The organism is Allohahella marinimesophila (assembly GCF_039538005.1).
In the GTDB taxonomy this organism is placed as follows: domain Bacteria; phylum Pseudomonadota; class Gammaproteobacteria; order Pseudomonadales; family Oleiphilaceae; genus Allohahella; species Allohahella marinimesophila.
Genome location: NZ_BAABBO010000001.1, coordinates 675,155 through 698,812, shown reverse-complemented (window position 1 = coordinate 698,812; position 23,658 = coordinate 675,155). Strand labels below are relative to the sequence as shown.

The following is a 23,658-nucleotide window of genomic DNA, read 5'->3' as shown; positions in this document are numbered from 1 at the left end:
CGTGGCTGCCACCGACCTGTCACCCTTTCGGACTACAGGCCGGAAACATATTGCAATAGAAGACTACAAAACTCCGGCGGATTTAGGTAATAAATCCTATGGTACTTACCCGGCCATCTTCCTAAACTGTTATCAGCGGTTGAATATTGAGCAAGCTGATCGGAGTGTGATCAGACGTATGCTCTGATCAGCAGCCTTGCAGATACCCTGCATTAAAAGACATCAACGTATACCAATACGCGAAAAGCGACAGGATACCGGATATGAATATCAATGCGCTGGTCACTCACTGGGAAGACACAGCAAAGGTCAATCTGACTCACGAAGAATACACGATGCGCCTCCGCATGGAAGATGCTGCCCGAATTGCAGCCCTGGCTGAAATGTACCCACGCCGATCACAGGGTGACATTATCAGTGAACTGCTGGCAGCCGCCATCGATGAACTCGAAAGCAGCATGCCTTATGTCGAAGGACGCAAGGTGATTGGCTGTGATGAGATGGGTGACCCGATGTATGAAGATGTGGGCCCAACACCCCGTTTCCTCGAGCTCAGCCGCAAATATATGAGTCTCATGAAGCAGAACCGCGCAGCCAACGGCTGAGTGGGTTCATGCCTGCAGATCGTCAGGCTGCCTGAAGGCAGCTGACGCTCTGGTGAAGTGACTACTGCGAACGCTTGGCTTCCACCCAAAGCGCTTCCATGGTGTCGAGGGATACTTCCCTGTCCATCCAGCGCTCCCGGGTCACGCCCTGCTGCAAGAGTGCTGCTTCGATATAGTTGAATCGGCTGGTGAATTTCTCATTGGCATGTCGCAAGGCCGCCTCAGGCTCCACCTTGAGGAAACGTGCAAGATTCACGCAGCAAAACAGCACATCTCCCAGTTCGTCTACGATTCGTTCGTGATCGCCAGGCGCCTGTAGCTCGCCATCTTCGCCTAACCCGATTTCTTCTCCCAGCTCATCGATTTCTTCACGCAGCTTTTCAAATACCGGCGCCAGCTCTGTCCAGTCGAAGCCAACCTCCGCCGCCTTGTTTTGCAGACGTGTGGCCTTCTGCAAGGCGGGCAGACCAGCATTGATTTCCGCCAGGAGCCGCTTCGAACCTGCTGAAACAGTTGAAGTCTTTTCCAGCGATTCGCCGCTCAGCCCCAGGGTCTTCTCTTCGGCCTTGATACGCTTCCAGTTGGCACTGACCTCAGCCGGATCCACCTTGGCACCTGCTGGTCGCCGACTGTCCAGCCGGCCGTTGGGGAACACATGTGGATGCCGCCGTAACAGCTTTCGTGTGATGCTACCCACCACGTCTTCCCAGGCAAAATGACCTTGCTCTTCTCCTAGCCTGCAATAGAACACAGCCTGAAAAAGGTAGTCGCCAAGCTCTTCGGCGACATGTGGCCAGTCCTCACGCTCTATGGCTTCGGCAAGTTCGTAGGTTTCCTCGAGAGTGTGCGGCAATATAGTGTTGAAATCCTGTTTGAGATCCCAGGGACAGCCGTCGGCAGCATCCCGCAAGCGGCTCATGAGATAACGCAGGTCCTGCAGCGAATACCCTTGCTCCGGCTGATAGTCCACTCCGGGCCAGCACTGGCGGATTTCTTCAGCCTGCTGCTGCAGGGTGAAACAGGCCCACTCGATGCCATTGCAGTCGACTTCATTGCTGACTTGCGCCTGCTCCGGGAGTTCCCAGCCCAGGTGTCTAAGTCCGGGTTCATCGGCCTGTCTTACGCACAGATTGAGTTCAGCAGTCCGCCACAGCGCAAACTCACCATTGATGACCAGGGTGGGCCGACAACCAAGACGACTCGAATAATCGATGACCGTCTGCTGCAGGTCGCTGCAGTCGAGCGAGAGATGAAGGCGGCGCGCGATGGTCATACGTGGTCCTCTGGGGCGTCGGTGGCATTGCGTGGGAGCGACTTGATAATTGGTACACCCATGTCACGGAATCTGTCGACCTGCTTGACCAGGCTGCCCTGCCCGTCCTTGATGCCTGACCAGGCCTGGTCGTAGCTTTTCTGCACAGTGCCGATTTGCTGCCCGAGCTTTTCCATGCGCTCGAGGAAAATTCGCAGCTTGTCATGCACCTTGGCTGCCTGCTCCGCCAGCACCATGGTATTCTGGTTCTGCTTGTCGATCGTCCACAGGTGAGCCACAATTCTGAGACAGGCCATCAGCGTACTGGGCGTCACCACAGCGACGCCAGCCTGATAGGCTTCGCGAAACAATGCCGGCGCCCTTTGTGCTGCAGCCAGATAAGCGGGCTCCGTAGGCACGAACATGAATACCAGCTCGGTACTCTGCAGCCCTCTCAGCTTGGTGTAGTTCTTGTTGGACAGTGAACTGAAATGCTTGCGAAAGGCGATGACCAGCCGGTCGAGCGCCTGATCCCGCTGCTCGTCAGTTTCGGCCGAGACGGCCTCGACATAGCTGTTGAGCGACACCTTGCTGTCGAGCACGATATGTTTTCGCTCCGGCAGATTGATGATGAAGTCCGGCCTGAAATGCTGACCCTCTTCGTTCTTCAGTGAAGTCTGGCTCTCATACTCGATGCCCTTACGCAGACCGGCATCCTGCAAAAGCAGTTCGAGCTGCAGCTCACCCCAGTCGCCCTGAATCTTCTTGTTGCCCTTGAGCGCGTTCGTCAGGTTGAGGGCATCCTCGCCCATGCGCGCACCGAGCTCGACGACCTTGCCAATTTCAGCCTGCAAGGCGGAATGCTTGGTGATCGATGCATCATGAACATCATTTACACGTTTTTCGAAGCTGTGAATCTGCTCCCTGAAGGGCTTGAGCAAGGCATCGATCGACTCGCTACTGACCTTGGAAAATTGCTGGGTCTTTTCGTCAAAAATCCTGTTGGCCAGGTTCTCGAAATCACGAGTCAGTCGTTCGCGACTCTGCTCCAGCAAGGACAATTGTTCGGCATGACGGCGATCGCGCTCGGCAAGATCTTCCTCGCGGCGCCGGGTCACGGCCTCAAGCTTCGTCTCAAGCTCACGGCAGAGCACCGCGCTTTGCTGCTCCCGCCTTTGGCCCTGTTCGAGCTGATAACGCTGGGTTTTCTCCAGCTCTCGATGCTGCCATTCTAGATCCGCCAGGGCCTGCGCCTTGGCAGCGAGCTCCTGTCTGACCACCGCGATGGCTTCCGCCTGTTCAGCCTGGCGTAACTCATGCCCCGCCTGTAGCGCAAGACGCCGCCTTCGACCCTGCAGATAGACCAGCAGGCCGGCGAGGCACGAGGCGGCAGCCGCGAGAACAAAGGGTGATATCGCGTTGAGAGGCGCGGTGAGTTGCATGATAAGCTGTTGCAGGAGGTCTACTGAGTTCATATGGGACTTTATACAGTAGACTGTCGCTGAAAGCAGCAGCTGGAAGCGCTGTAGAACGTACTGGAGTGGCAGATGAACAAACAGAAGAAGCGGGTGAGCGACTCATCAATCGAGGGTCACGTCTACAAGGTGTTCCCGAGTGATCTCAACGCCCATTACTCAGTATTCGGCGGACTGGTCATGGCGACTTGCGACCGGCTCGCTCTCGTGGTCGCAGAACGTCACAGTGGCCACCCCTGCGTGACTGCATCAGTCGATTCGATGCATTTCAGGGCGCCGGCCAAGGACGGGGATACGCTGATATTCAAGGCCGCAGCTAACCGAGTGTTCAAGACCTCAATGGAAATCGGCATCAAGGTCATGGCTGAAAATAGCTACACTGGCGACGAGCGGCATATCGTATCCGCTTACTTCACCTTCGTTGCCCTCGATGACGACAAACGCCCGGTGGAAGTCGCCGACGTAGAGCCAGCGACACCTGATGAGCGCAGGCGCTACAGAAATGCCGACATCCGGCGCAGCGCCCGCCTCGATACTCGGGAGCAACTCAAAAGCAGTCGCGGCTCTACTCCGAAGCCGTAACGCCGGTCCGCAATTTCGTCACGAGATCAAGATTGCCCTTGGACTCGTTCGCGACCACCACGACTTGCGCATCGCCGAGTACCGGATAAGCGCCACACACCTCACCGACACTGCAACTCTCGCCATTGAAATCGATATCGGAGCTGACGGACAGGGTGTAGGTCCCATTCGGTACATCAGTGAACTCATACCTGGCTGATGAACCGCTATTACCGCCAATTCGCTTGGTCCGCACCACCTGCTGAGTGCGAGACTCGGCGAGCGACACCGTCACGCTCGTCAGCACTCCAGCCACGCTTTCAGAGCCCACTCTCACTGATACGGGCACCTGTAATTCGTGGAAGGTCCCCAGCACCTCATCGTAAAGCGTGATGTTGATGGTCGAGCCATGGACACCATCTCCAAGCTGTGAGCGATCAACGACCACATTGTAGTCGCCAAAGAGACCACCATTTACTGAATTGACACGCAGCCAGCTCTTGTCAGCATAGAGATCACTGAGTATCAAAGATCCCCCGCCCTCGTTTCTCAGCGTGAACTTTGCGCTGTCGCGCAAGCCCAGGCTGACAAAACTCGGCGTCGCCGTCAGGGCGGGCGGCAGAGGAATGACATCAGTTCCGGCAGCGAGCCGTGAAGCTGCCTGCACAGCCTTGAGTGCGTTAATTCGACCATAGCCGAAACTGACGGTGGTCCCCTGGGTAGCACCCGATCCGAACTCGGTGTCCGTGAGTCGGTCCGTCAGCTGCCCACTCCGGATCAGATTCATCACACCATCGTGATCGAGCGCAGGGTATAGCCCCTTCATCAGTGCGATGACACCCGAGACATGCGGCGCCGCCATGGAGGTGCCGTGCAGTGGCAGATATACTGACTGCGTCTGACCCGGGCCTTCGGAAGACGTACTGTAGACACCGTCCGGTCGCGCGTCGCCGGTGTCGTCACGCGCCAGGTCACCCCCTGGCGCAGTCACGTCGACATAGCCGCCGTACGACGAGTAGGGCGATCGCCGGTTGGCGGCATCGATGGCACTGACGGCAATGACTCTCGGATAGGCTGCTGGGTAGAAGTCAGCATCATTGTTCTCGTTGCCGGCAGCAGCCACGAAAATGACGCCGGCCGCTGAAGCCTCGGCGATGGTATCAGCCACGGCCTGGGCGTAGCTCGGCCCGCCGAAACTCATGTTCACCACGTCCGCCCGTCGCGAAGGCACGATGCCAGAAGTATTCGCCAGACCACTGGCATAACGTATGGCCTGAATGATGTCGTATGTTTCACCGCGTTCGGTGAGCGTCCGCAAAGGCATCATTCTCGCGCCCCAAGACACGCCCGCTACGCCTAAACCGTTATTGGACTTGGCGCCAATGGTGCCGGCCACGTGAGTGCCGTGAAAAATCGACGTAAAACCAGTGCTGGCGTTGAGCTCTTCATTCGGATTGGGGTCGATACCATCACCATCTCCTGCCTGTTCTGGACTGCTGATAAAATCATAGCCATCCACGAGCTGACCACTGAGATCTTCGTGCTGCGCGATGATACCGGTATCGATGACCGCCACAGTCACGGGGGCCGCTGGCGCGAGGCCAGTGGTGATGTCCCAGGCCTGGGGCAGCCTTATGTTCGCAAAATTCCATTGGCGATCCCACAACCGATCATTTGGAATGGCAGTGGGCGCGACGAGATAATTAGGTTCCGCATAGACGACACCCGGCTCTCTGGCAATACGCTTCATCTTACGCAGGGTCTGAAGACGGGTGAAGGCATCCGGGTTACGAGCGGCCAGCTGCTGATTCGCCTCGATTTCCGAATCCGTGAGGGTAAACTCTTCAGGAACCGAGGCCGAAGCCGGACCGTCGAACGCCAGACCAGCTGACGTTCCGCCTGATATGTCGAAGGTCATCAATTCCGGCATACTGCTGCCGACATCGGCAGCAATGTGTGCGGGCGCCGCTGCACTGTCGCTGCGCTCGCGTTTGACAATAAGCTCACCAGGAACGAAATCGGCCGGACGAACACGGTCCGAAGCCATATCTCCTGCAGAGGCATTCGTGCCTGCCCTCACGTTGAGGAGATATTTCGAGCTGCCGGCAACGCCCTCGAGCAACACCACATAATCGCCGGTAGCCGGGATGGTGACGGCTTCGTTCGCGCCAAAACCGACTGAATTGGTCAACAGGTCTGCCTTGGCATCAAAGAGGTACATGTCAATGTCCACTTTGCGCTCCTGGCCCGGCGCAGGATCGAAATCGACAATCTGAAGCTCGAGGCGCTGACCGGCAGACAGGGTCATTGCAAAGTAATCAGCAGGATCAGTCTCAGGGGTCTTTCCACTCGAGAACCGGCCGTTGCCTGCGGTCGCTGACTTGGTCAGGAAACCCTGAATCGTTGCAAAACTGGCCACCGGCTGGGCCGAGTCGAACGAGTTATTTTCCTCAAAAGGCGCTGCAGGGTCGTTCACATCCATATCAGTCACGATGGCAATTGCCGACGTCACTTCGCCTGAAAGGGTATTCCTGATGTCATTTTTGACGCAGCTTACCTTTACCGAGGAGATATTTTCATTTACCACTGTGCCGAGGCCACCCTCCACCGTGCAGGACTGACCAACTGGGGGAACGAACACCTCAACTTCATATTCTGCACCCGTTTCAACGGGCGTGTTGAAAACGAACGCCCCGTTCTGGTTGCGCGTCAACTCGGCTCCGCTTCGCTCTGTCAGCCGAATCTCACCTTCGAGACCCTCGATCGTTCCACCGATTTGATACTGCCCGGACTGCAGCGGTGCACCAGCACCCTGCCCTGGAATGGGTAGCCCATCTGGCCCCTCCGCAGGGGCTGGTCCACCCGAGCTACCACCACCGCCGCCGCCGCAGGCTGATAATTGAACAGCAGCTGCCAGCACAAGAACCCAGCGAAGCTGTGGAGATCTGGTGACAGAAGAAGAAATATTGAGCAAAGTCTGAAACATTATCGAATATTTTCCCTAGTCGGGAGAACCTTGTCCTGGGCTAGGCGAGGGCCTTATGGATAGCCGCGAGACGAGCCAGGCGCAGTTCTCTTCCGACTTCTATGCCTTTGAAACCTTTTTGAATCAATTCCTTGGCGTCCACAGCAGCCGCAGCGGCCAATGAAGCCACAACCACGCGGTGCGATGAGGCCCAGGGCCACTTGTCTTTATCTGGCAGTGTACACATGTCGACCAATGCTGTATTGACCGCACTATTACGTAAAGCTACATCTTCGAACTTTTCGTAACACTGCGCTTCTGTACATAAAAAGTACAGGCATGCCTCAAAACAATTTTGCATCAGTTCTGGGCGTCGAAAGGCATCTGCAGCTTCAAACAGACTCAGCAAATACTCCGGCTTATCAGCATCGATCACATCGCCCTTCAGAAAGCCTTTGATTTTATTATAATTACTGGCGCATAGCCGGCTAACGAGCAGCGCCTGTTTCGGTGTCTTGAGGCGTTGATTCACAGCGTCAGCGTTCGACCTGCTCAGCGGGCAGGCCAGAATGCCTATCTTCACGAACAGCGACTGGACCGCCCTGGCTGCCGCATCCAGCGCTAAACAGGCCTGCAAAAACGCAGGCACCGGCAGATTAAACTCTGGAAAGAGTGGTTCCACTGCATTGCACTCACTAAGAATGGTGAAAAACCGAGATGGGCGATCCTCCATCAGTGCCCGGCTCATCTCCTTCCAGACCCGTTCGGGCGTCAGCAGCTGAAGCTCACCGGATGCGGCTATCTCCTGCATGAGCTTGCGGGTTTCCGGGGCGAGACCGAAGTCAGGGAAACGAGCAGCAAAGCGCGCCACTCTCAATACCCGCAGGGGGTCTTCGACGAAGGCCGACGATACATGCCTGAACACCCGCTGTTTCAAGTCAGCCTGGCCGCCGTAGGGGTCTATGAGCTCGCCATCCCTACCCCTGGCCATGGCGTTGATCGTCAGGTCCCTGCGCTGGAGGTCCTCTTCCAGCGTGAGGTCGGGGCTGAAATCGCAGATGAACCCTGTATGGCCACGGCCTGCCTTGCGCTCCGTTCGTGCCAGCGCATATTCTTCGTGGGTTTCCGGGTGCAGAAAGGTCGGAAAATCGCTACCAATCTGCGAGAATCCGGCTTCGATGAGCTCGGCGGGTGTCGCACCGGTGACAACGTAGTCACGATCAGCCACTGGCCGCCCCAACAATTCGTCACGAACGGCTCCGCCAACAAGAAAGATGTCCATAATGCTGAATATATTCACTCGTAGATGATTGATCCTGAGCAGCAGCCTGACTGCGAAGTCCCGTGCGAGACAGCGACCATCGAGCTCGCGCGACTCACGGCGTCTGCACTGTGCGACTTCACCAAGACTCGACTATGGAATACTGCGCATGCTTCAGACGCACTGTACCTCAATCATGATCTACTGTGTCGCCCGGGCGTCGGCAGAGCGACCTATCATCGCTTCGATTCTGCTTCGCGCCGGCACCTGATCGTCTTCGGTCAGAAGATGATCGTCGACAAATGGCAGTCTGTGGTGAACGGCACAGGCGCGCTCGAGCGCTGGTTGACGGTGCGGGAGATTCGCAGGCGCGGTTACTTCGATGGTCTCGTGAGCCTTGAGTCAGTCCTGCTGCAGACCTGTCTTCATGAGTTCGCTCATCTTCTACAGACTGTCGACAGGAAGCGCCGCTATGGCAGTGTTCACAACGAGGCTTTTTACACCCATCTCCAGCGTCTGCACGACACAGTGGATCTGAACCTCGCCAGATCCCAGCTTCGTGAACTGCTTCCACAGCAACTCGTGGGGGCGCCCTGTTTTCAGCAAAGCATCGAGAAAGCAGAGGCCACTCAGCGATCGCGTTCCGCGCAGAATTTTGCCGCGGGCGACCGGGTGGTCTTCCATTATCGTCAACAGCTCGTTCAGGCTGTCGTACTCAAACAGAATCGTATCAACTGCAAGCTACAAGGTCTTGGTCGCCACAAGGGCATGATCTACCGCTGCCATCCTTCATTGCTGAGCCCGGACCAGACCACCTCGTCCTGAAACCGACGCTCAGGTGGCGCTGGATTCGACTACCTTTCCGGATTCGTCGAGCCGTCCACTGCGGAGCACCCGCATTTCCAGCGGCTGACTCGTGCTGAGATGGACGTCGCGCTGCGGGTAGGCTATCGAAATTTCAGCCTCGTTCAAGGCCTCATAAATCTGCGTAATCAGCTCGGTCGCGACCGGCAGTCGCAGCGCCAGTTCGCCGACGAAGGCACGCAGGAAGATCTGCAGAGCGCTGTCACCAAATGCTTCGAAGGTCACCAGTGGTGCCGGTTCAGTGAGTACGTTCGGATGAGACGTGGCGACATCGCTGATGATCTGCATGGCTTTGCGTGGATCGGATCCATAGGCGATGCCGACAGGAATCAAGAGACGCGTCGTTTCATCGGTCAGGGTCCAGTTCAATAAACGGCTGGTGATGAACTCCTTGTTGGGCACCAGCAATTCCTTGTTGTCCCAGTTCCTGATGGTCGTGGCCCGTATCTTGATTCGAGTGACGACGCCGTCTGTGTCTCCGACCGTAACAACGTCACCGACCCGAATTGGACGTTCGAACAGAATGATGAGGCCGCTGATGAAGTTGGCCACTATTTCCTGCAGACCAAAACCGATGCCGACACTGAGTGCCGCGGCCATCCACCCGATCTGCGACCAGTTGGCGCCCACCTGTGCCAGCGCCACGATAATGCCAATGCCGACCACAAGGTAGCCCGCGAGCGTTCTGATGGTGTAGCTGCCCCCTGGGCCCATGGCGAGCCGCTGAAGCACGGCAAATTCGAGTAAGGCCGGGATTCGGCGGGCTGCAAATATCGTGAGTACGATCACAAAAATCGATAATCCGAGATCGAACAGTGTCACCGGTACGATGCGAGCCTCCTCGCCAGTGCCCTCGGTGTACTGCCAGATCGCGACCTCTTCGAAGATATTGAAGGCTGGCAGCACATCTTCCCAGATAAACCATAAACCGAAGGCACCCGCGGCCAGCATTACGGTACTCAACAGTTCGCGCATGCCTTTGCTGAGCACGGCGATATCGAGACCAGACTCCTGTCCTGCCTCAACCGCTGCCTCCACGGCAGCAGTAATTTCCGGGTTACGCACAGCTTCATGCTCGTCCGGTGCAGTGACTGGCAGGGCGGCGGCACGCGCAGTGAGGCGGGCCGCATTGCGCTTCTCGATTGCACGCTTGTAGGCCACTTTCCGCTGCGTGAGGATGATGCCCCGTACCATGAGCAGATGCACGACAAGAAGAGCGACCAGCAGAAAAATGGTATCGCTGATCAGCACGAACACGGTGCCTACGGTGTAGAGATAACCCAGCAAGGCTGTACCACCCAAGGCTGCCGGAATCAGAATCGAGCTGACAATGAGGAACCTGTGGGCCCTCGATGAAGCTTCCCTGTGCCGGTAACGCAGGTAGATTCGAATAACCCCCCTGTCGCGGCTGAACAACTTCACGAGCGCATAGCCCAATGCCGTCAATGACAGCAGAGGCACCAGGTTAGGCAAGGCGCCAACGCCTGAGCCAAAGTCGAAATTGATAATGAAGCTCGCAACCAGTATCAGGGGCAAAACGAGGTAAAGAAAGCGGTTCAGGTCGCGATAGATCATCTCGACATGCTCCCTCGGCCATCGCAGATGCGCCACGGCAATGCCATCTGGCACACAGAGCATGCGAATAACCTGCAGGTAGAACAGCAGGGACACCATGCCATGGAGGGCTGCCGTAAGGGCGACGGCAGGGCGGCTCTGCAGCGGCGTCTGCTCGAGAGCCATGCTGATGGACCAGAAGATGACTGGCCAAGGCAGCGCCAGCAGAATCGTGACCAGAAGAGCCTTGGCCGACCAGGCAAAACTGTCGGTACTCAAGCGCCCCAACGGCACTGCGTAGTTTCGTAACATCACCTTCAGACTGTAGCGGCGCAGGTAGGCTGCAAAAGCCAGGAAGGCGACGACCCACCAGACAAGACCTGCTGACAGACTTTCACGAATATCTACCAATAGACCGCGCCAGTGCTGGAATCGCATCAGTTCCCGCACCTGGGTACCGATGCCCAGCAGCATGCCGCCGTCCACGACCGGACTGCTACGAATCCACAGCAGGCGCTCGTTGATGAAAGCCTGATAGCTTTCACCCACATCGTCGAGTTGCGTCAACATATAGTCCAGTTCACTGAGGCTCTGAAGATAGGACTGATCTGCGCTGGTCAGTTCATCGAGAATGCTGCGGCGGGTTTCGAGCACCGGAATCATCATGTCGACAAATTCCGCCTGCTCCATCTCTGCGGGCTTCAGTTTCTCGCGGCGATACAAACGCTCGGCAAAGTCTTCCAGATCCCGCAGATCCCGACGCATTTCTGCGTTCTGTATCTGCGAAAGACCCGCCCTGGCAATGAGGTCCTGACTAGTGAGCGCCCGCGCTTCCTGCAGACGTGGTTCTCTCAACTGCCGGCGCTCTTCAAGCAGAATCTGACCAAGCGCCTGGCTGAGACCGGCCACCTCGACCTTGCTTCGGGTATATCGGAAACGTTCGCGAATATCGGCCAGTTCATCATTGGCAGCGGCCACATTCCGATCGATGACTTCTGTAGACTGTGTTCGCTGCAGCAGGTCGTCACTGAGCGCCAGGTTGGTTTGCTGGTTGCGGGATATGACCTTGTCGGCAAGACCGAGTTTCTGGCCACTGGCCTGCACATCAGACTTCACATCTTCCTTGAGCCGACTTGCTTCCTCAATATTGAGTTCGGCAATGCGTTGTTGGAGCACGCGGACCAACTTGGTCAGACGCTCGGCCTTGATGGCAGTCAGGGTCCTATCCGCTTCGATGAGATCGCCACGAAGCGACTGACTTGCCAGTTCAATCTGATTGCGGTCGGCCTTTTCGCTCAAGGCCAGCGCTTCGGCCGCAAGCGCCCACCGTTCGGTCAGGGATTCGAAGGCTGACAATGTCTGCGCCATTGGGGCGTCTGCCGAGTCGTCGGCACCTTCATCCTCGACGAGTGCAGAGTAGGCTTTTTCGACAGTAGGCGTATCAGCCTGGCCGTCGTAGGTCTGCAGAGCGATGTCTATACGAGTCAGGCGGTCATTGATTTCGCTGAGCTCTCGTCGGGCATCGTCCGGGCGAGCTCTCAATTCAGTCAGCTCCTCGGTCAGATCCTCGAGGTGGCTGTTGAGCTGCTGAAGCTCGGTTTCTGATTTCACCAGACGACCTGACAGTGTCTGCTGCAGTTCGTCGATCTGTGCCGGCTCCAGGTCGCTGAGTGGCGCCGACAATGCGTCATCCTGAGCGATCAGATCCGGCTCTTTCTCCCTCTGCAGTGTCTTGGTGACCAGTTCTCGCGTCTTGAGATCTTCCGGGCCGTGATCGAGTCTGTCCTGGTATTCATCGGCCTGTTTCCTGTCTGTTCGAGCCTGCTTCTTGAATACGCTGGTCTTTTCAAGCCGCTCGAGGAGCGTCTGCTTTTCAGCTTCGGCGATGTCTCGCGCCTCGATACGCGCCTTGATGGCCTCGATCTCGGCCTTGGAAGGCACGTCGTCCCTGGCCGCACGTTGCGCGGGCGAGGCCGAATCATCTGAGTCACGGATCTGGGTCGGCGCGGCAGGTGGCGCGGCAGCAAGCTGTCCTGCCAGCAGGGTGAGTCCAAAAATAACGGCGACTACGAGCCGGTGCATGCTCACTGAACAAGCGTTGTGTCCGCGTCTCACCGTGATGCGAGACCTGTCTGAAGTGCAGAAGCATCGCCAGTGGCGGGGTGCTTCAGCTGCACGAGATGATAGCCGAGGTGTCCGGCGATGAAAGTCTGGATGAAAAAGTAGCTATGGTCATAGCCTTCCCTGAGCTGGTACTCAAGCTCGATACCGGCATCCTCGCACACGGCCTGAAGCGACTCCGGCCGCAGTTGCCCAGCTTCGAGGAAATCATCTGCGTCACCCTGCTCTACCCGAATCCGGCCAGGGCCTCGGGCCCCTTGCCGTATCAGGCTACAGGCGTCGTATTCTGCCCATTCTGCTTGGTCACTACCGAGATAGGCCGAAAATGCGCGCTGGCCCCAGTCACATTTCGAGGGCTCACAGATCGGCGCGAAGGCGCTGACTGAGCGGAACAGATCCGGACGCTTCAAGGCCATGATGAGTGCGCCGTGCCCTCCCATGGAGTGACCTGCGACACCAAGATGCTCCAGCGATACCGGCAACTGCTCAGCGACCAGGGTCAGAAATTCCTCAGTGATGTAGCTGAACATCTGATAGCCATCGCGCCAGGGCGACTCGGTGGCATCGACATAGAAGCCCGCACCGCTGCCGAGGTCATACCGCTCATCTTCGCCATCGATATTCAGACCTCTTGGACTGGTATCAGGCACCAGCAGGATGCAGCCTGCTGCGGACGCCGCCGCTGCCGCATGTGCCTTCTGAACGAAATTCTGATCGGTACAGGTGAGGCCGGACAGCCAGAGCAGCGCTGGCTTCCTATCACCGGGCGCCATGGCCCCGGAATGACTTTCGCAGCCAGGAGGGAGATAGACAGAGAAGGTCATCTCACACTGGCATAAGGCCGATACATGGCTGTAGCGTTGCCAGACGCCTTCGAAGCATCTGTTGGTCTCGAGCAGTTTCATCGTGCCTCCTGGCTTTGCAGACATGTGCGGTCCCTAGAACAGTATGACTGTACGGATACTTTCGCCCGCATGCAGTGCGTCAAAAGCCTTGTTGATATCTTCGAGCTTCATGGTGTGTGTCACGAAAGGATCGATCTTGATGTCGCCGGACATGTACTGATCCACGAAGCCAGGTAATTCACTGCGGCCCTTCACGCCACCAAAGGCCGAACCCTTCCACACTCGACCGGTCACCAGCTGAAACGGACGTGTACTGATTTCCTTGCCGGCCCCGGCTACCCCAATGATGACAGAAACGCCCCATCCCTTATGAGTACACTCGAGTGCGGTGCGCATGAGGTCGACATTGCCGACGCATTCGAAGGAATAATCAACGCCACCATCGGTCATGTCGACGATTGCCTGCTGAAGTGAGCCTCTGCCGTCTGGCAAATCATCAGGATTGAGCACATCGGTTGCGCCCATCTGCTTCGCGAGTTCAAATTTATCAGGGTTGAGATCGACGCCAATGATGCGGCCGGCGCCCGCCATCGCAGCGCCCTGTATGACGCTCAGGCCAATTCCGCCCAGACCGAAGACCGCCACTGTAGAACCGGCTTCCACTTTGGCCGTGTGGGTCACGGCGCCGATGCCAGTGGTCACGCCGCAGCCAAGCAGGCAGACTTTGTCCAGCGGCGCAGACTCGTCGATTTTCGCCAGTGCGATTTCGGGGATGACTGCGTACTCAGAGAAGGTCGAAGTGCCCATGTAATGATGTATCGGCTTGCCCTGATAGCTAAGTCGCGATGTTCCGTCGGGCATCAGTCCGCGGCCCTGCGTGGATCGAATGGCCTGACAGAGATTGGTCTTGCCAGACCGGCAGAATTTGCATTCGCCGCACTCCGGCGTGTAGAGGGGAATGACGTGATCCCCTACCGCCACCGTGCTCACCCCTTCACCAAGCGCCTCCACTACGCCGCCGCCCTCATGGCCGAGCACACAGGGGAAAAGCCCCTCGGGATCTTCGCCGGACAGCGTGTAGGCGTCTGTATGGCACACACCTGTAGCGACCATTCTTACCAGCACTTCGCCTTTCTTTGGTGGCTCGATGTCGATGTCTACGATTTCAAGAGGTTTGCCGGCCTCGAAGGCGACAGCAGCGCGTGACTTCATAGCGATTACTTCCTTTTGGGATGACTGACTAGGCGTTATACGCAGCTCATTGCGAATCCTGACACCGGACGATACCGATCAGGCCAGCGTTCTGTCTATGAAGGAGTGCAGTGAGCGCTCACAATGTGCCGGTATGGCGGTGAACTCGAGGCTGCTGATATACTCATTTCTGTCCTTGCTGGTACGCAGGACCTTGGCGTAGATGTCATGGTCCGTAGGCGATGCCATGGCAAGACTGAAGGGAAACTTGATATTAGAAAAGGGTTCGAGAAACTCGCTCGTCCGAGCACGCATGCCGTAGTAACCAAGGTCGAGGATTTCCCCCTCCCCCACCTCCGCGCCGATGGTTGTGCCTTCCACTCGCCAGTACTGCATTGGCAGATGCACCGGCACCCGTGGACTCTTCCGGTCGTCACAACGCGGAATGTGCAATGTACGCGCTGTCCCCTCTTCCTCGACAGCAGTATCGGCCTCGGCCGACAGCTCGACACTCGTGAGCTCATAGATCCTGAGCGGCCGCGGCTGTCCCTTGACGAAGACATCGGCAGGCTCACCGACGGCCACATATCGCTCGACCAGAGAATACAGTGGCGCCGTCAGCAAGACCTGCCCCCGAAGGCTATGCGCTTCGACCCGGGCAGCCACATTGACCGTCTCCCCGATGACAGTATATTCACCATGTGTCTCACAGCCCAGTGTGGTCGCGACCACTTCGCCACAGTTCAAACCCACTCCGATATATACTGCATCAAGCCCCAGGCGGGCCGCAAAGAGATTAACTTCCTCCATGGACCGCTGCATTTCAGCAGCACAACGGACGGCGTCGAGACTGGACCTGCGGGGTTTACGCTTGTTCTTGAGTCCGAACACGGCCATGACACTGTCGCCCATGAACTTGTCGACAAAACCGTCGTACTTGTAGATGAGCTCGACCATTCTGGTGAAGAAGAAGTTGAGCAAGGCAACGATCTGGGTAGGTCGGTTTGAAGCGGTGAGCTGTGTGAAGCCTCTGATATCGGCTATCAGGACAGTGGCTATCTTGAGCTCGGGTGTCAACTTGAGCGGACTGGGATCGACAATCTCACGAATCGCAGTCGTGATCGCCCCGCGTGAGTGTCTGGCAAGGCTGCCGGACACCCCTTTCTGTGCGGATTGGCTTTCCTGACTGCCAGCAGGTGTCGCCCTCCGCCGCTCGTCGACGAGCAGTTCGAGAGTGAAGTCGGTTAATTCCTCGACCAGACGGGATTTGGACTGCATCGCTTGTTATTATTGCCTTTCGTCATCCACTGATCTTTTGATAATGGTCTGCAGGACCACGGGTGTCAATTGAACCGAAGGATTAAATTACTGACAATTGCGGACGATATCAGTCGCTGTCAATTCTGCGAAGTGGCGGGCCTGATTCCCGAAGCGAAGCCAATATTCCAGCTGCCCGTGACTGCACGAATCGGTATCTTCAGCCAGGCGCCGGGTAACAAGGCCCACTTGAAGGGCCTGCCTTTTTTTGACCCCTCTGGTGTGCGACTCCGTAGCTGGCTCGGCGTCGATGAGACAGCCTTCTATGAGTCAGGCAAATTCGCCATTGCACCGATGGCCTTCTGCTTTCCCGGCTACGATGGCAGCGGCAAGACCGGCAAAGGTGGCGATAAGCCGCCTGTATCCGAGTGTGCCGAGCGCTGGCGGACGCAGCTCATGGCGCAGCTCATGCCGCAGCTGGATCTCGTGCTGCTCATCGGCCAGTATGCCCAGCGCTGGCATCTTCCCGAGCAGAGCCATCTTTCAATGACCGCCAGGGTTGCCAACTGGCGCGCAGCGCTTGGTAGACCAGCTCCGGGTGAGCCGATTCTGCTGCCAATGCCGCATCCTTCCTGGCGCAATACGGCGTGGCTGAAGAAAAACCCCTGGTTCGAGGACGAATTCGTACCAGAACTGCAAGCCAGAGTCAGGCGGGCACTGCAGGGCTCGACTCAGGACCTTCATCAACTGGACACGACAATATGACCTATATCATCGGCATCATGGTAGCCGCAGTCTTCGGCTACCTGATCGTCACCAATCTGCAGACGACCGATCCGAAAGATGAGGCGGCGGCACGGGAAATTCTCGATTTACATCGACATCGAACCGATGTTGCTGAAGACGAAATTCTTGCCGTTCTGCAAAAGCATGGACGAAATCGGGCACAGGGTGAGCAGGTTGCACGTATGTTGTTGGTAAGATTCCGAAAAGTCGGTAAATTCGAAAATGACAGGATTCATGCGATGCCGCAGGTCAGGCGCGCGGTGGCACGCCTGCCTGTCACCATTGACAGCAATTCCCCACAGTAGGCCATTGCATTCGTACTCATAAAAAGGACACTACATGACAGCAAAGAAGAACAGCCCAGCCAGCAAAGCCGCCAAGCCTTCTGCCCCGGCCAACAAAATGGCAAAAAAACCGGCCAAGCCCCCCGAAACAACGCCGCAATACGATCTCATCATTTTTGGCGCGACCAGCTTCGTGGGCGAACTGGTCGCCGAATACCTGCTCGAAACCTATGGTGTCGGACAAAACCTCAAGTGGGCTGCTGCCGGTCGATCACGCAACAAGTTACGCGAGATGCGCAGCAAGCTCGGGCCCACGGCTGCCAGCTTGCCTCTGATCATTGCAGACGCCAACGATACAGCCTCGCTGGCGAACATGTGCGCGCAGACCAAGGTGGTACTCACTACGGTCGGTCCTTATGCGCTCTATGGCGAACCCCTGGTGCGTATCTGCGCCAAGACTGGCACTGACTACTGCGATCTTGCCGGCGAAGTACAGTGGATCAAAGAGATGATTGACCGTTATGAGCCCGATGCCAAGGCTTCTGGCGCACGCATCGTGCATTGCTGCGGCTTCGACTCGATTCCATCCGATCTGGGTGTACACTTTCTTCAGCAAGCAGCGATGGAGCGGTTCGGCGAGCCTTGTAACCACGTCAGCATGCGGGTCAAGGGCGCCAAGGGTGAGTTCTCGGGCGGAACTGTGGCCAGCTTGATGAACTTGATCAAGGAGGCGAAGAACGATTCTGAGCTGCGCAAGCAGTTGAGTAATCCTTATCTGCTCTGTCCTGACAGTCATCATCCGGACACCCGGCAGCCGGATGCCAACACGCCTCGCTACGATGCAGATTTCCGGTCATGGACCGCGCCCTTCATCATGGCGGCCATCAATACTCGAGTCGTGCACCGCAGCAATGGTCTCAAGCAGGCCGAATACGGCAAGGACTTCACGTACAGCGAGGCCACGCTCACCGGACGCGGCGTCAAAGGTCGTCTTGCAGCCTACGCAGTGGCCGGCGCCACCGCCGCGTTCATGGTAGGCTCAGCGATCAAGCCAACCCGCTGGGCGATCGAAACCTTTCTTGTGCCAAAGCCTGGCGAAGGCCCGGACAAGGCTTCCCGCAACGCTGGCTACTTCGACCTCCGATTCAAGGGCAAGACCAAAGGTGGCGCGAAGATCAGCATCAAGGTCACTGGCGAACGCGATCCCGGCTATGGCTGTACGGCGAGAATGATGTCGCAGGCAGCGATCTGTCTGGCACAGGATGTGAGCGCACTCAAGGGTGGTTTCTGGACACCGTCGACGGCCATGGGTACCGTCCTCATCGAACGTCTGACGAAAAGTGCCGGGATGACTTTCGAGGAACTCGATGCCTGATGCATCGAACTGAGCAGGACAGGCTGGCGCCATCGCGCATCAGCCTGCCTCATTCCGCCCGTTAGCTAGGCTAGCGGGTTGGGCCAACCTGAATCAGCAGACTGGTATTGAAGGTCTGAGTGCCCTGAATATACTGCGCATTGACTCTGACTGTCGTCAGCGACACGATATTGGTCAGCGTATTGATTTCCAGGAAGCCGTCACCGTCGATTGTCGCAATGGTATCTCCCTCATCGCGGGGAATCTGCCAGGTAATCTCATCTCGCTCGTCGCCGTCGGCAAAGTCCACTGTGCCACGCTCGCCATTCGACAGCACACCATAGAGTTCAAGCTCGACACGATCACCCGCCACCAGATTCCCCGTGCGGGGATTGACGATCACGATATCGTTGATGCCAATGGCATTGGCTGAAATAGTACCGTCGAGACCACCACAACTAGCTGTAATTTCAGCACTGCCCGGTGCTACGCCGCTCAGACGCCCTGCTGCGTCGACCCTGACCGCTGCATCATTGGCACTACTCCAGTTGACCGCCGGCGTGATTGTCTGCGCGGGCGTACCGTTCGAATAGATACCGGTAGCCGCGAGGCTCGCCGCGCCACCCACCTGAACAGTGGTGGAGCCAGTGCCGCCATCTTCGCCTGATACCGTTATTCCGGACAGTGTATCGCTGACATTGAGTGGCGCGGGCTGAGACACTACGCCACCGAGCGAAGCAGTAATATCGCTGGCGCCTGCGTTCAGCGTGAGAATATTGCCACTGTCATCGATCCTGGCGATGTCTGGCGCTGTGGAAGTCCAGCCGAGGCCGTTGAGAGGTCTTACGGTGCCGTCACTATAGTTGCCGACAGCCGACGCACTCGTCGGCAGGCACTCGTTCACCGGGTCCTGCGACGCCAGCGAAGTAGTGATGCTGACGAGCGCCGCGTCGCTGACATTCACTTCCAGGCTGGCACTGAACTGGGCCCAGTCGGCGCTGATAATGACTGGCGATACGCCAGTCACCGCACCAGCGTTGAATTGTCCACCGTTAATTCGTGCGACCGAGGTATCACTGCTGCGCCAATCGACACGGCTGGTTGCATCGAAAGTAGTGCCATCGGCCCTGGTAGCCACCACCGAAAAATCCCAGTTCTCACCAGGCGCAAAGATTCTCTTGTCGTTCGCCGACTGCACGGCAATGCTGGCCACATTCTCACGAGCGATCACTACTGCGCGTTCGAGAGATTCACTTTCGTCTTCGCCGGAGCAGGCACTGATCGCAAGGGCTGTGAAGATTGCCAGGCCCAGGCGCCTGCATAGTCTAGAATTCATAAACCGCTCCCAGAATCGCGGCCTTTATCGTGACGTCACCGTCAAGAAACACATGCTGGTACCCGCCTCGGAGAATGACCGACGGCATGGACTTGAGTCGCTCCTCCAGCCGAAACTGCAGACTCGGGCCACGATAATCCTGGGAGCCCGGCTCACCGCTGGCACCCGCCTGGGTATCAAGCTCATAGAAGGTATAGCCAAGCCCCAATGCAATACTGGTGCGCCCGCTGAAAGCGCCGCCAACGAACATGTGGGCGCCACCTGCGAATTCGACCGACATCTCGGCGTCGTCACTATCGTCGTCATAGACACCGGCACCGGCCGTCAGCTCAGTGGTCAACAGCTCGCTGATGCGATAGCCAAAATCGGCCTGCAGCACGGCAGGGCTGAACTTTTCTCCACCGGCATCGACGAAGAGCATACCGGCGCTGAGCCCAGCATAAGGGCCTCGCTCGAAATCCGGAGTATCGATCTCATCGATGGCGTGAGCAGACGCAGTAAATCCAAGGAAGCCTGCGGACAGTAGCAACAGCGCAGGACGCGCAATGGATAAAAACCTGATAAAACGATGTTTCAAACTGACAATCTCTTGGAGGCGCAAAATTTTCACGAGTTGTACCTGTCTGGGCAGCAGCGGTCAACCATGCTTTCGGCTCATTCGTTGGCTATGAAATAGCAGAGACAGTCACTGAGGGCTATGTCTGCGCGCGTTGTCATCATAAAAAAGCGAGTACTGTGCTTCGTGACCAGATCGTAACGCCGAAGCTCGAAATAGTCTGTGACGTTCGCCACCCCAATATGACTTTTTACCGAAAGTTTTGCGAAAGCCTCCGGCTGCATTCTCGCGATCACCGTGTCCGGCCCGACAGCACCAAAATTCAGTGCGTCAGCGTCGTCTGCCAGCACGATATCCTTGCCGAGTTCGAGAGCGACCTCTTCATTCTGATGGTAGGCTGCCGCATCGGCGTAAGCAATGCTGGTAGATGCATCGAGTTGCAGCCGCATCGGATTACGAAACACCCTGGTCTGCATGGCCTGCTCGGCACCGGCTTCCGGTTCCAGCGCGCGCTGTCCGGGCAGCTGGCAAAATCGCCGCAGGCCCTCATAGGCGATAAGGACAGCGTTACTGTCACCCGCCCCGCCACACTCTATGGTCACAGTCGGCACCGAGCGCTCGCTCAGTTCCATCAATGCACCAAGCCGCAAATCTGTAACGATCATGTCGCAGGTCCAGAGGGCCGTGAGCGCTCGGTGGCAGGCATCATCACGTATAGAGACCGCAAAGGCAGGCCCCTTGCCTGAAGTATTATGGATATCGATCAGGCTTTCGGGCTGAAAATCTCTGATACAGGCCAGAATCGATGACGCCAGAGCCGCGTCGACATCTTCTTCTGGCCCTGCCATGCCAGATGGCTCCGGACGGTTGAAGAAACAACGGTTCAGATCGCTATGCCCTGGGATAAAGCGATGCCGAAAAGCTTGCCCGTGCAGCGCGGCTGAAGGATTGGCAACGATGCAGGCGACGATGCCATGCGGCTCCAGCTCCGCCTGCACCAGGCGCAACAGCGCGAGAAGACCGGAGGGCTCATTGCCGTGAAGCAGCGTGATGACCAGCCGACGGGATGGCCTGTCGTCCCGCGCCTGCACTTTACTGGGGTCAGCGTTCAGATGCAGGAGACAGGGTCCGGGCAGCAGGTTCAAGAAGGCGGCCGCAAGCGCTCGCTCTCGTTGCAGCGATGCATCCACACCATTACCGGTTTCAGCCTCGACCCTGGCACTCTGCCGACTCGCCGCCTTCACCAGGCTTCGAACGTCTGCCAACGATAGTTCTGGCAGTGGCGAAGGCGTTTTCACAGGCGCTCCCATTGGGATACTGGTGTATTGCTGAGCGCGCGCTGGCGGTACTGGTTGACGAGCGTTCGGAGCGCAGCCTGCTTGTCGCTGCCATCAGCAGTCAGTCTGGCCAGATTGTCCAGCAGCCATCGACTGCCGTTCTGACGACTGCCAAGGGTATCAGCGGCAATGCTGACCGCTCTGTCAATATCGCTGGCGGATACGCCAAGACCACTCAGGCCGACTGGTACCATGGGCAGCAACTCCCCGAGGATATCGGCAACGGTGCGTTCCCTCAGTGTGCTGCTGTCGATGTCAGGCCACAGCATGATGGCTTCGAGTCCATGATGAGCCGCATTGTAGAAGTTCTCTGTAGCATAGCGGAAAGGCAAGCCGGGGATAATGGTGTTGATGTAGGGCTTCATGGCTTCGATGAGGCCAATGAAGACTGCCGCGTTGGCGCACATGTCGGCACAGGTCGGCCCCGCCGGCAGCGCCCGTAATTCGATTCTGATGTGCCCCCCGTCAGCCGGGTCATATATTGGTCTGTTCCAGGACCATATCGATCCCTGATGCAATCGCATCGCGCCAAGCTCGCCCGGTGCCGTCGCCTCGGGCATCACAGGCATCAGTGGTGGAAACAGATAGGCGCCCTCCACGAAGAGCTCATGAATGCCCTCGCGGAGCCAGCCGTTGCCGAAGCCTACCCGGGGCGGCAGGCGTGCACGAAAGGTATGGGCCACGCGACTGTCGACGGACTGTTCAAACAGGGGAATTCTGGTTTCCTGCCACAGCCGCCTGCCAAATAGCAGAGGCGAGTTTGCTGCGAGTGCGGTCATCAGCGGTGTCAGCAGTGAGGCCGTATTCCAGACATCACGAAAGTCCGCTGGGTCGACGCGGTAATGAAACTGAAAAGAGGTATTCGCGCCTTCGAGCGTCACATCCCCCCAGCGCATATCGAGGGTTTCGAGTCCCTGGATACGGATGGCGAAGTCCTCACCACGCCGATGTCTGAGCGCACTGGCGAGCGCATGATAGCGTGGCAGGTCGGTCATCGCATGGGCGCCGAGCTGGCTGGTGGTCAGCGTCGGCAGAATACCAATGGGAACGATACCAGCGCCCGAAGCAGCCGCTGCCTGATCGAGCTTGAGCAGGGTGTCCTGCAGCGTCTTCTCGATACTGGCGAAGGGGCTACCCCTGGCCGGCACAGGATCGAGGTTGAATTCGAGATTGAAGCGATTGAGTTCAAGCGTGAGCCGATCGTCGCCAGCAGCCTTGCGAACGGCTTCGTTGGCGTAAACAACGTTAGCATCCCGATCCACGAGATACAGTTCGACTTCGGCACCAAAACTTGCCGGCCCCTTACCAAAATGCGGTCGATCGAGAATGGCTCTGAATTCGCTCAGATCATCCAGCAGCTGCGCCCGAAAGCGTTCATAGTCTTCCGCTGCAAAGCTTGTCCGGTCTATTGACTGGCCCAGTCAGTTACCCCGCCTGTCGTTTCTCCAACATACCGTGGTGTACGATGAAATCAACGATTTCAGCAACACCGTCATCTTTGAGTACGTTGGCAAAAACAAATGGTTTGCTTCCGCGCACGCGTAAGGTATCGCGCTCCATGACTTCGAGCGACGCACCGACGTGCGGCGCCAGCTCCGTTTTGTTGATGACCAACAAATCAGACTTGGTAATACCGGGCCCGCCCTTCCGCGGAATCTTGTCGCCGGCACAGACGTCGATGACATAGATCGTCAGATCCGAAAGCTCAGGACTGAAGGTGGCGCTCAGGTTATCACCGCCGCTTTCAACAAAGACAAGCTCAAGCCCGGGATGCCGAGCCTGCAGTGATTCTACCGCCGCAAGATTCATCGAGGCGTCCTCCCTGATAGCCGTGTGTGGACACCCACCCGTCTCGACGCCCAGTATGCGATCGCTTGGCAGAGCTTCGTAACGCAGCAGAAATTCCGCATCTTCCCTCGTATAGATATCGTTGGTGACGACAGCGAGGTTGTAACGATCGCGCATGGCCAGACACAGCTGCTTCACAAGTGCCGTCTTGCCTGATCCGACCGGTCCGCCGACGCCGACTCTTAGGCAGGATGTTGTCATGATAG

At 57.4% G+C, this 23,658-nt stretch carries 19 protein-coding genes; 6 read left to right on the top strand and 13 right to left on the bottom strand.

Features of this window, described 5'->3' with window-relative positions:
* The first annotated feature begins 263 nt into the window (after positions 1–263).
* Positions 264–605, top strand: a complete 342-nt coding sequence (locus ABD735_RS03080) for a type 1 pili tip component (protein WP_344803163.1) — start codon at positions 264–266, stop codon at positions 603–605.
* A gap of 61 nt (positions 606–666) precedes the next feature.
* Here ABD735_RS03080 and mazG read toward each other — a convergent pair whose 3' ends face one another.
* Together mazG and ABD735_RS03070 are read right to left on the bottom strand one after the other, a co-directional pair.
* Complete coding sequence (gene mazG / locus ABD735_RS03075) at positions 667–1,878, bottom strand: nucleoside triphosphate pyrophosphohydrolase (protein WP_344803161.1); 1,212 nt, start codon at positions 1,876–1,878, stop codon at positions 667–669.
* Complete coding sequence (locus ABD735_RS03070; RefSeq protein ID WP_344803159.1) at positions 1,875–3,299, bottom strand: DNA recombination protein RmuC; 1,425 nt, start codon at positions 3,297–3,299, stop codon at positions 1,875–1,877. Before ABD735_RS03070 ends, mazG begins: the two co-directional genes overlap by 4 nt.
* 105 nt (positions 3,300–3,404) lie before the next feature.
* Between ABD735_RS03070 and ABD735_RS03065 the strand changes: the two genes are divergently transcribed.
* Positions 3,405–3,914 (top strand): acyl-CoA thioesterase, encoded by a 510-nt coding sequence (locus ABD735_RS03065; protein WP_344803157.1) that lies wholly within the window; start codon positions 3,405–3,407, stop codon positions 3,912–3,914.
* Here ABD735_RS03065 and ABD735_RS03060 read toward each other — a convergent pair.
* A complete protein-coding gene (locus ABD735_RS03060; RefSeq protein WP_344803155.1) occupies positions 3,898–6,879 on the bottom strand; it encodes a S8 family serine peptidase in 2,982 nt (993 codons plus the stop codon). The two genes, ABD735_RS03065 and ABD735_RS03060, sit on opposite strands and share 17 nt — an antisense overlap.
* 40 nt (positions 6,880–6,919) lie before the next feature.
* A complete protein-coding gene (locus ABD735_RS03055) occupies positions 6,920–8,158 on the bottom strand; it encodes a tRNA nucleotidyltransferase/poly(A) polymerase-related protein (RefSeq protein WP_425548556.1) in 1,239 nt (412 codons plus the stop codon).
* A gap of 6 nt (positions 8,159–8,164) precedes the next feature.
* Between ABD735_RS03055 and ABD735_RS03050 the strand changes: the two genes are divergently transcribed.
* Positions 8,165–8,944, top strand: coding sequence for a hypothetical protein (locus ABD735_RS03050; RefSeq protein ID WP_344803153.1), 780 nt, complete (start codon positions 8,165–8,167; stop codon positions 8,942–8,944).
* A gap of 9 nt (positions 8,945–8,953) precedes the next feature.
* Here the strand turns inward: ABD735_RS03050 and ABD735_RS03045 are convergent, their stop codons facing one another.
* The 4 genes from ABD735_RS03045 to ABD735_RS03030 all read right to left on the bottom strand — a co-directional run bounded on the left by ABD735_RS03045 (position 8,954) and on the right by ABD735_RS03030 (position 15,972).
* Positions 8,954–12,619: a mechanosensitive ion channel domain-containing protein gene (locus ABD735_RS03045; protein WP_344803788.1), complete on the bottom strand. Its 3,666-nt coding sequence runs from the start codon at positions 12,617–12,619 to the stop codon at positions 8,954–8,956.
* Between the two features lie 29 nt (positions 12,620–12,648).
* Complete coding sequence (gene fghA / locus ABD735_RS03040) at positions 12,649–13,563, bottom strand: S-formylglutathione hydrolase (RefSeq protein WP_344803151.1); 915 nt, start codon at positions 13,561–13,563, stop codon at positions 12,649–12,651.
* A 33-nt stretch (positions 13,564–13,596) separates the two neighbouring features.
* Positions 13,597–14,715, bottom strand: coding sequence for an S-(hydroxymethyl)glutathione dehydrogenase/class III alcohol dehydrogenase (locus ABD735_RS03035; RefSeq protein ID WP_344803149.1), 1,119 nt, complete (start codon positions 14,713–14,715; stop codon positions 13,597–13,599).
* 78 nt (positions 14,716–14,793) lie between these two features.
* Positions 14,794–15,972, bottom strand: coding sequence for an adenylate/guanylate cyclase domain-containing protein (locus tag ABD735_RS03030; RefSeq protein WP_344803147.1), 1,179 nt, complete (start codon positions 15,970–15,972; stop codon positions 14,794–14,796).
* A gap of 69 nt (positions 15,973–16,041) precedes the next feature.
* On the opposite strand from ABD735_RS03030, the gene ABD735_RS03025 reads away from it, so the two are divergent.
* From ABD735_RS03025 to ABD735_RS03015, 3 genes are read left to right on the top strand one after another with little or no spacing between them, the layout of a single operon-like run.
* Positions 16,042–16,716 carry a uracil-DNA glycosylase family protein gene (locus tag ABD735_RS03025; RefSeq protein WP_344803145.1) on the top strand — a complete coding sequence of 225 codons (675 nt, stop codon included), beginning with the start codon at positions 16,042–16,044 and terminating at the stop codon, positions 16,714–16,716.
* Positions 16,713–17,042, top strand: a complete 330-nt coding sequence (locus tag ABD735_RS03020; protein ID WP_344803143.1) for a hypothetical protein — start codon at positions 16,713–16,715, stop codon at positions 17,040–17,042. The genes ABD735_RS03025 and ABD735_RS03020 overlap by 4 nt, the downstream gene beginning before the upstream one ends.
* Before the next feature lie 34 nt (positions 17,043–17,076).
* Positions 17,077–18,396 carry a saccharopine dehydrogenase family protein gene (locus ABD735_RS03015; protein ID WP_344803141.1) on the top strand — a complete coding sequence of 440 codons (1,320 nt, stop codon included), beginning with the start codon at positions 17,077–17,079 and terminating at the stop codon, positions 18,394–18,396.
* Between the two features lie 70 nt (positions 18,397–18,466).
* Here the strand turns inward: ABD735_RS03015 and ABD735_RS03010 are convergent, their stop codons facing one another.
* The 5 genes from ABD735_RS03010 to ureG form a co-directional block, all read right to left on the bottom strand.
* Positions 18,467–19,711, bottom strand: coding sequence for an Ig-like domain-containing protein (locus ABD735_RS03010; protein WP_344803139.1), 1,245 nt, complete (start codon positions 19,709–19,711; stop codon positions 18,467–18,469).
* Positions 19,701–20,288: an outer membrane beta-barrel protein gene (locus tag ABD735_RS03005; RefSeq protein ID WP_344803137.1), complete on the bottom strand. Its 588-nt coding sequence runs from the start codon at positions 20,286–20,288 to the stop codon at positions 19,701–19,703. Before ABD735_RS03005 ends, ABD735_RS03010 begins: the two co-directional genes overlap by 11 nt.
* 77 nt (positions 20,289–20,365) lie before the next feature.
* On the bottom strand, positions 20,366–21,565 hold the full coding sequence (locus ABD735_RS03000; protein ID WP_344803135.1) for a M14 family metallopeptidase: 1,200 nt from the start codon (positions 21,563–21,565) through the stop codon (positions 20,366–20,368).
* Positions 21,562–23,013, bottom strand: coding sequence for a glutamate-cysteine ligase family protein (locus ABD735_RS02995; RefSeq protein ID WP_344803786.1), 1,452 nt, complete (start codon positions 23,011–23,013; stop codon positions 21,562–21,564). Before ABD735_RS02995 ends, ABD735_RS03000 begins: the two co-directional genes overlap by 4 nt.
* Before the next feature lie 16 nt (positions 23,014–23,029).
* The gene (ureG, locus tag ABD735_RS02990) at positions 23,030–23,653 is read right to left on the bottom strand and encodes an urease accessory protein UreG (RefSeq protein ID WP_344803133.1); all 624 of its coding nucleotides are present in this window, start codon (positions 23,651–23,653) and stop codon (positions 23,030–23,032) included.
* Between the last annotated feature and the right edge of the window lie 5 nt (positions 23,654–23,658).

Excerpts from the sequence above, each read along its gene's own strand:
- ABD735_RS03080 (WP_344803163.1), top strand. The coding sequence starts at position 264 with ATGAATATCAATGCGCTGGTCACTCACTGGGAAGACACAGCAAAGGTC.
- mazG (WP_344803161.1), bottom strand. The coding sequence starts at position 1,878 with ATGACCATCGCGCGCCGCCTTCATCTCTCGCTCGACTGCAGCGACCTG.
- ABD735_RS03070 (WP_344803159.1), bottom strand. The coding sequence starts at position 3,299 with ATGCAACTCACCGCGCCTCTCAACGCGATATCACCCTTTGTTCTCGCG.
- ABD735_RS03065 (WP_344803157.1), top strand. The coding sequence starts at position 3,405 with ATGAACAAACAGAAGAAGCGGGTGAGCGACTCATCAATCGAGGGTCAC.
- ABD735_RS03060 (WP_344803155.1), bottom strand. The coding sequence starts at position 6,879 with ATGTTTCAGACTTTGCTCAATATTTCTTCTTCTGTCACCAGATCTCCA.
- ABD735_RS03050 (WP_344803153.1), top strand. The coding sequence starts at position 8,165 with ATGATTGATCCTGAGCAGCAGCCTGACTGCGAAGTCCCGTGCGAGACA.
- ABD735_RS03045 (WP_344803788.1), bottom strand. The coding sequence starts at position 12,619 with ATGCACCGGCTCGTAGTCGCCGTTATTTTTGGACTCACCCTGCTGGCA.
- fghA (WP_344803151.1), bottom strand. The coding sequence starts at position 13,563 with ATGAAACTGCTCGAGACCAACAGATGCTTCGAAGGCGTCTGGCAACGC.
- ABD735_RS03035 (WP_344803149.1), bottom strand. The coding sequence starts at position 14,715 with ATGAAGTCACGCGCTGCTGTCGCCTTCGAGGCCGGCAAACCTCTTGAA.
- ABD735_RS03030 (WP_344803147.1), bottom strand. The coding sequence starts at position 15,972 with ATGCAGTCCAAATCCCGTCTGGTCGAGGAATTAACCGACTTCACTCTC.
- ABD735_RS03020 (WP_344803143.1), top strand. The coding sequence starts at position 16,713 with ATGACCTATATCATCGGCATCATGGTAGCCGCAGTCTTCGGCTACCTG.
- ABD735_RS03015 (WP_344803141.1), top strand. The coding sequence starts at position 17,077 with ATGACAGCAAAGAAGAACAGCCCAGCCAGCAAAGCCGCCAAGCCTTCT.
- ABD735_RS03010 (WP_344803139.1), bottom strand. The coding sequence starts at position 19,711 with ATGAATTCTAGACTATGCAGGCGCCTGGGCCTGGCAATCTTCACAGCC.
- ureG (WP_344803133.1), bottom strand. The coding sequence starts at position 23,653 with ATGACAACATCCTGCCTAAGAGTCGGCGTCGGCGGACCGGTCGGATCA.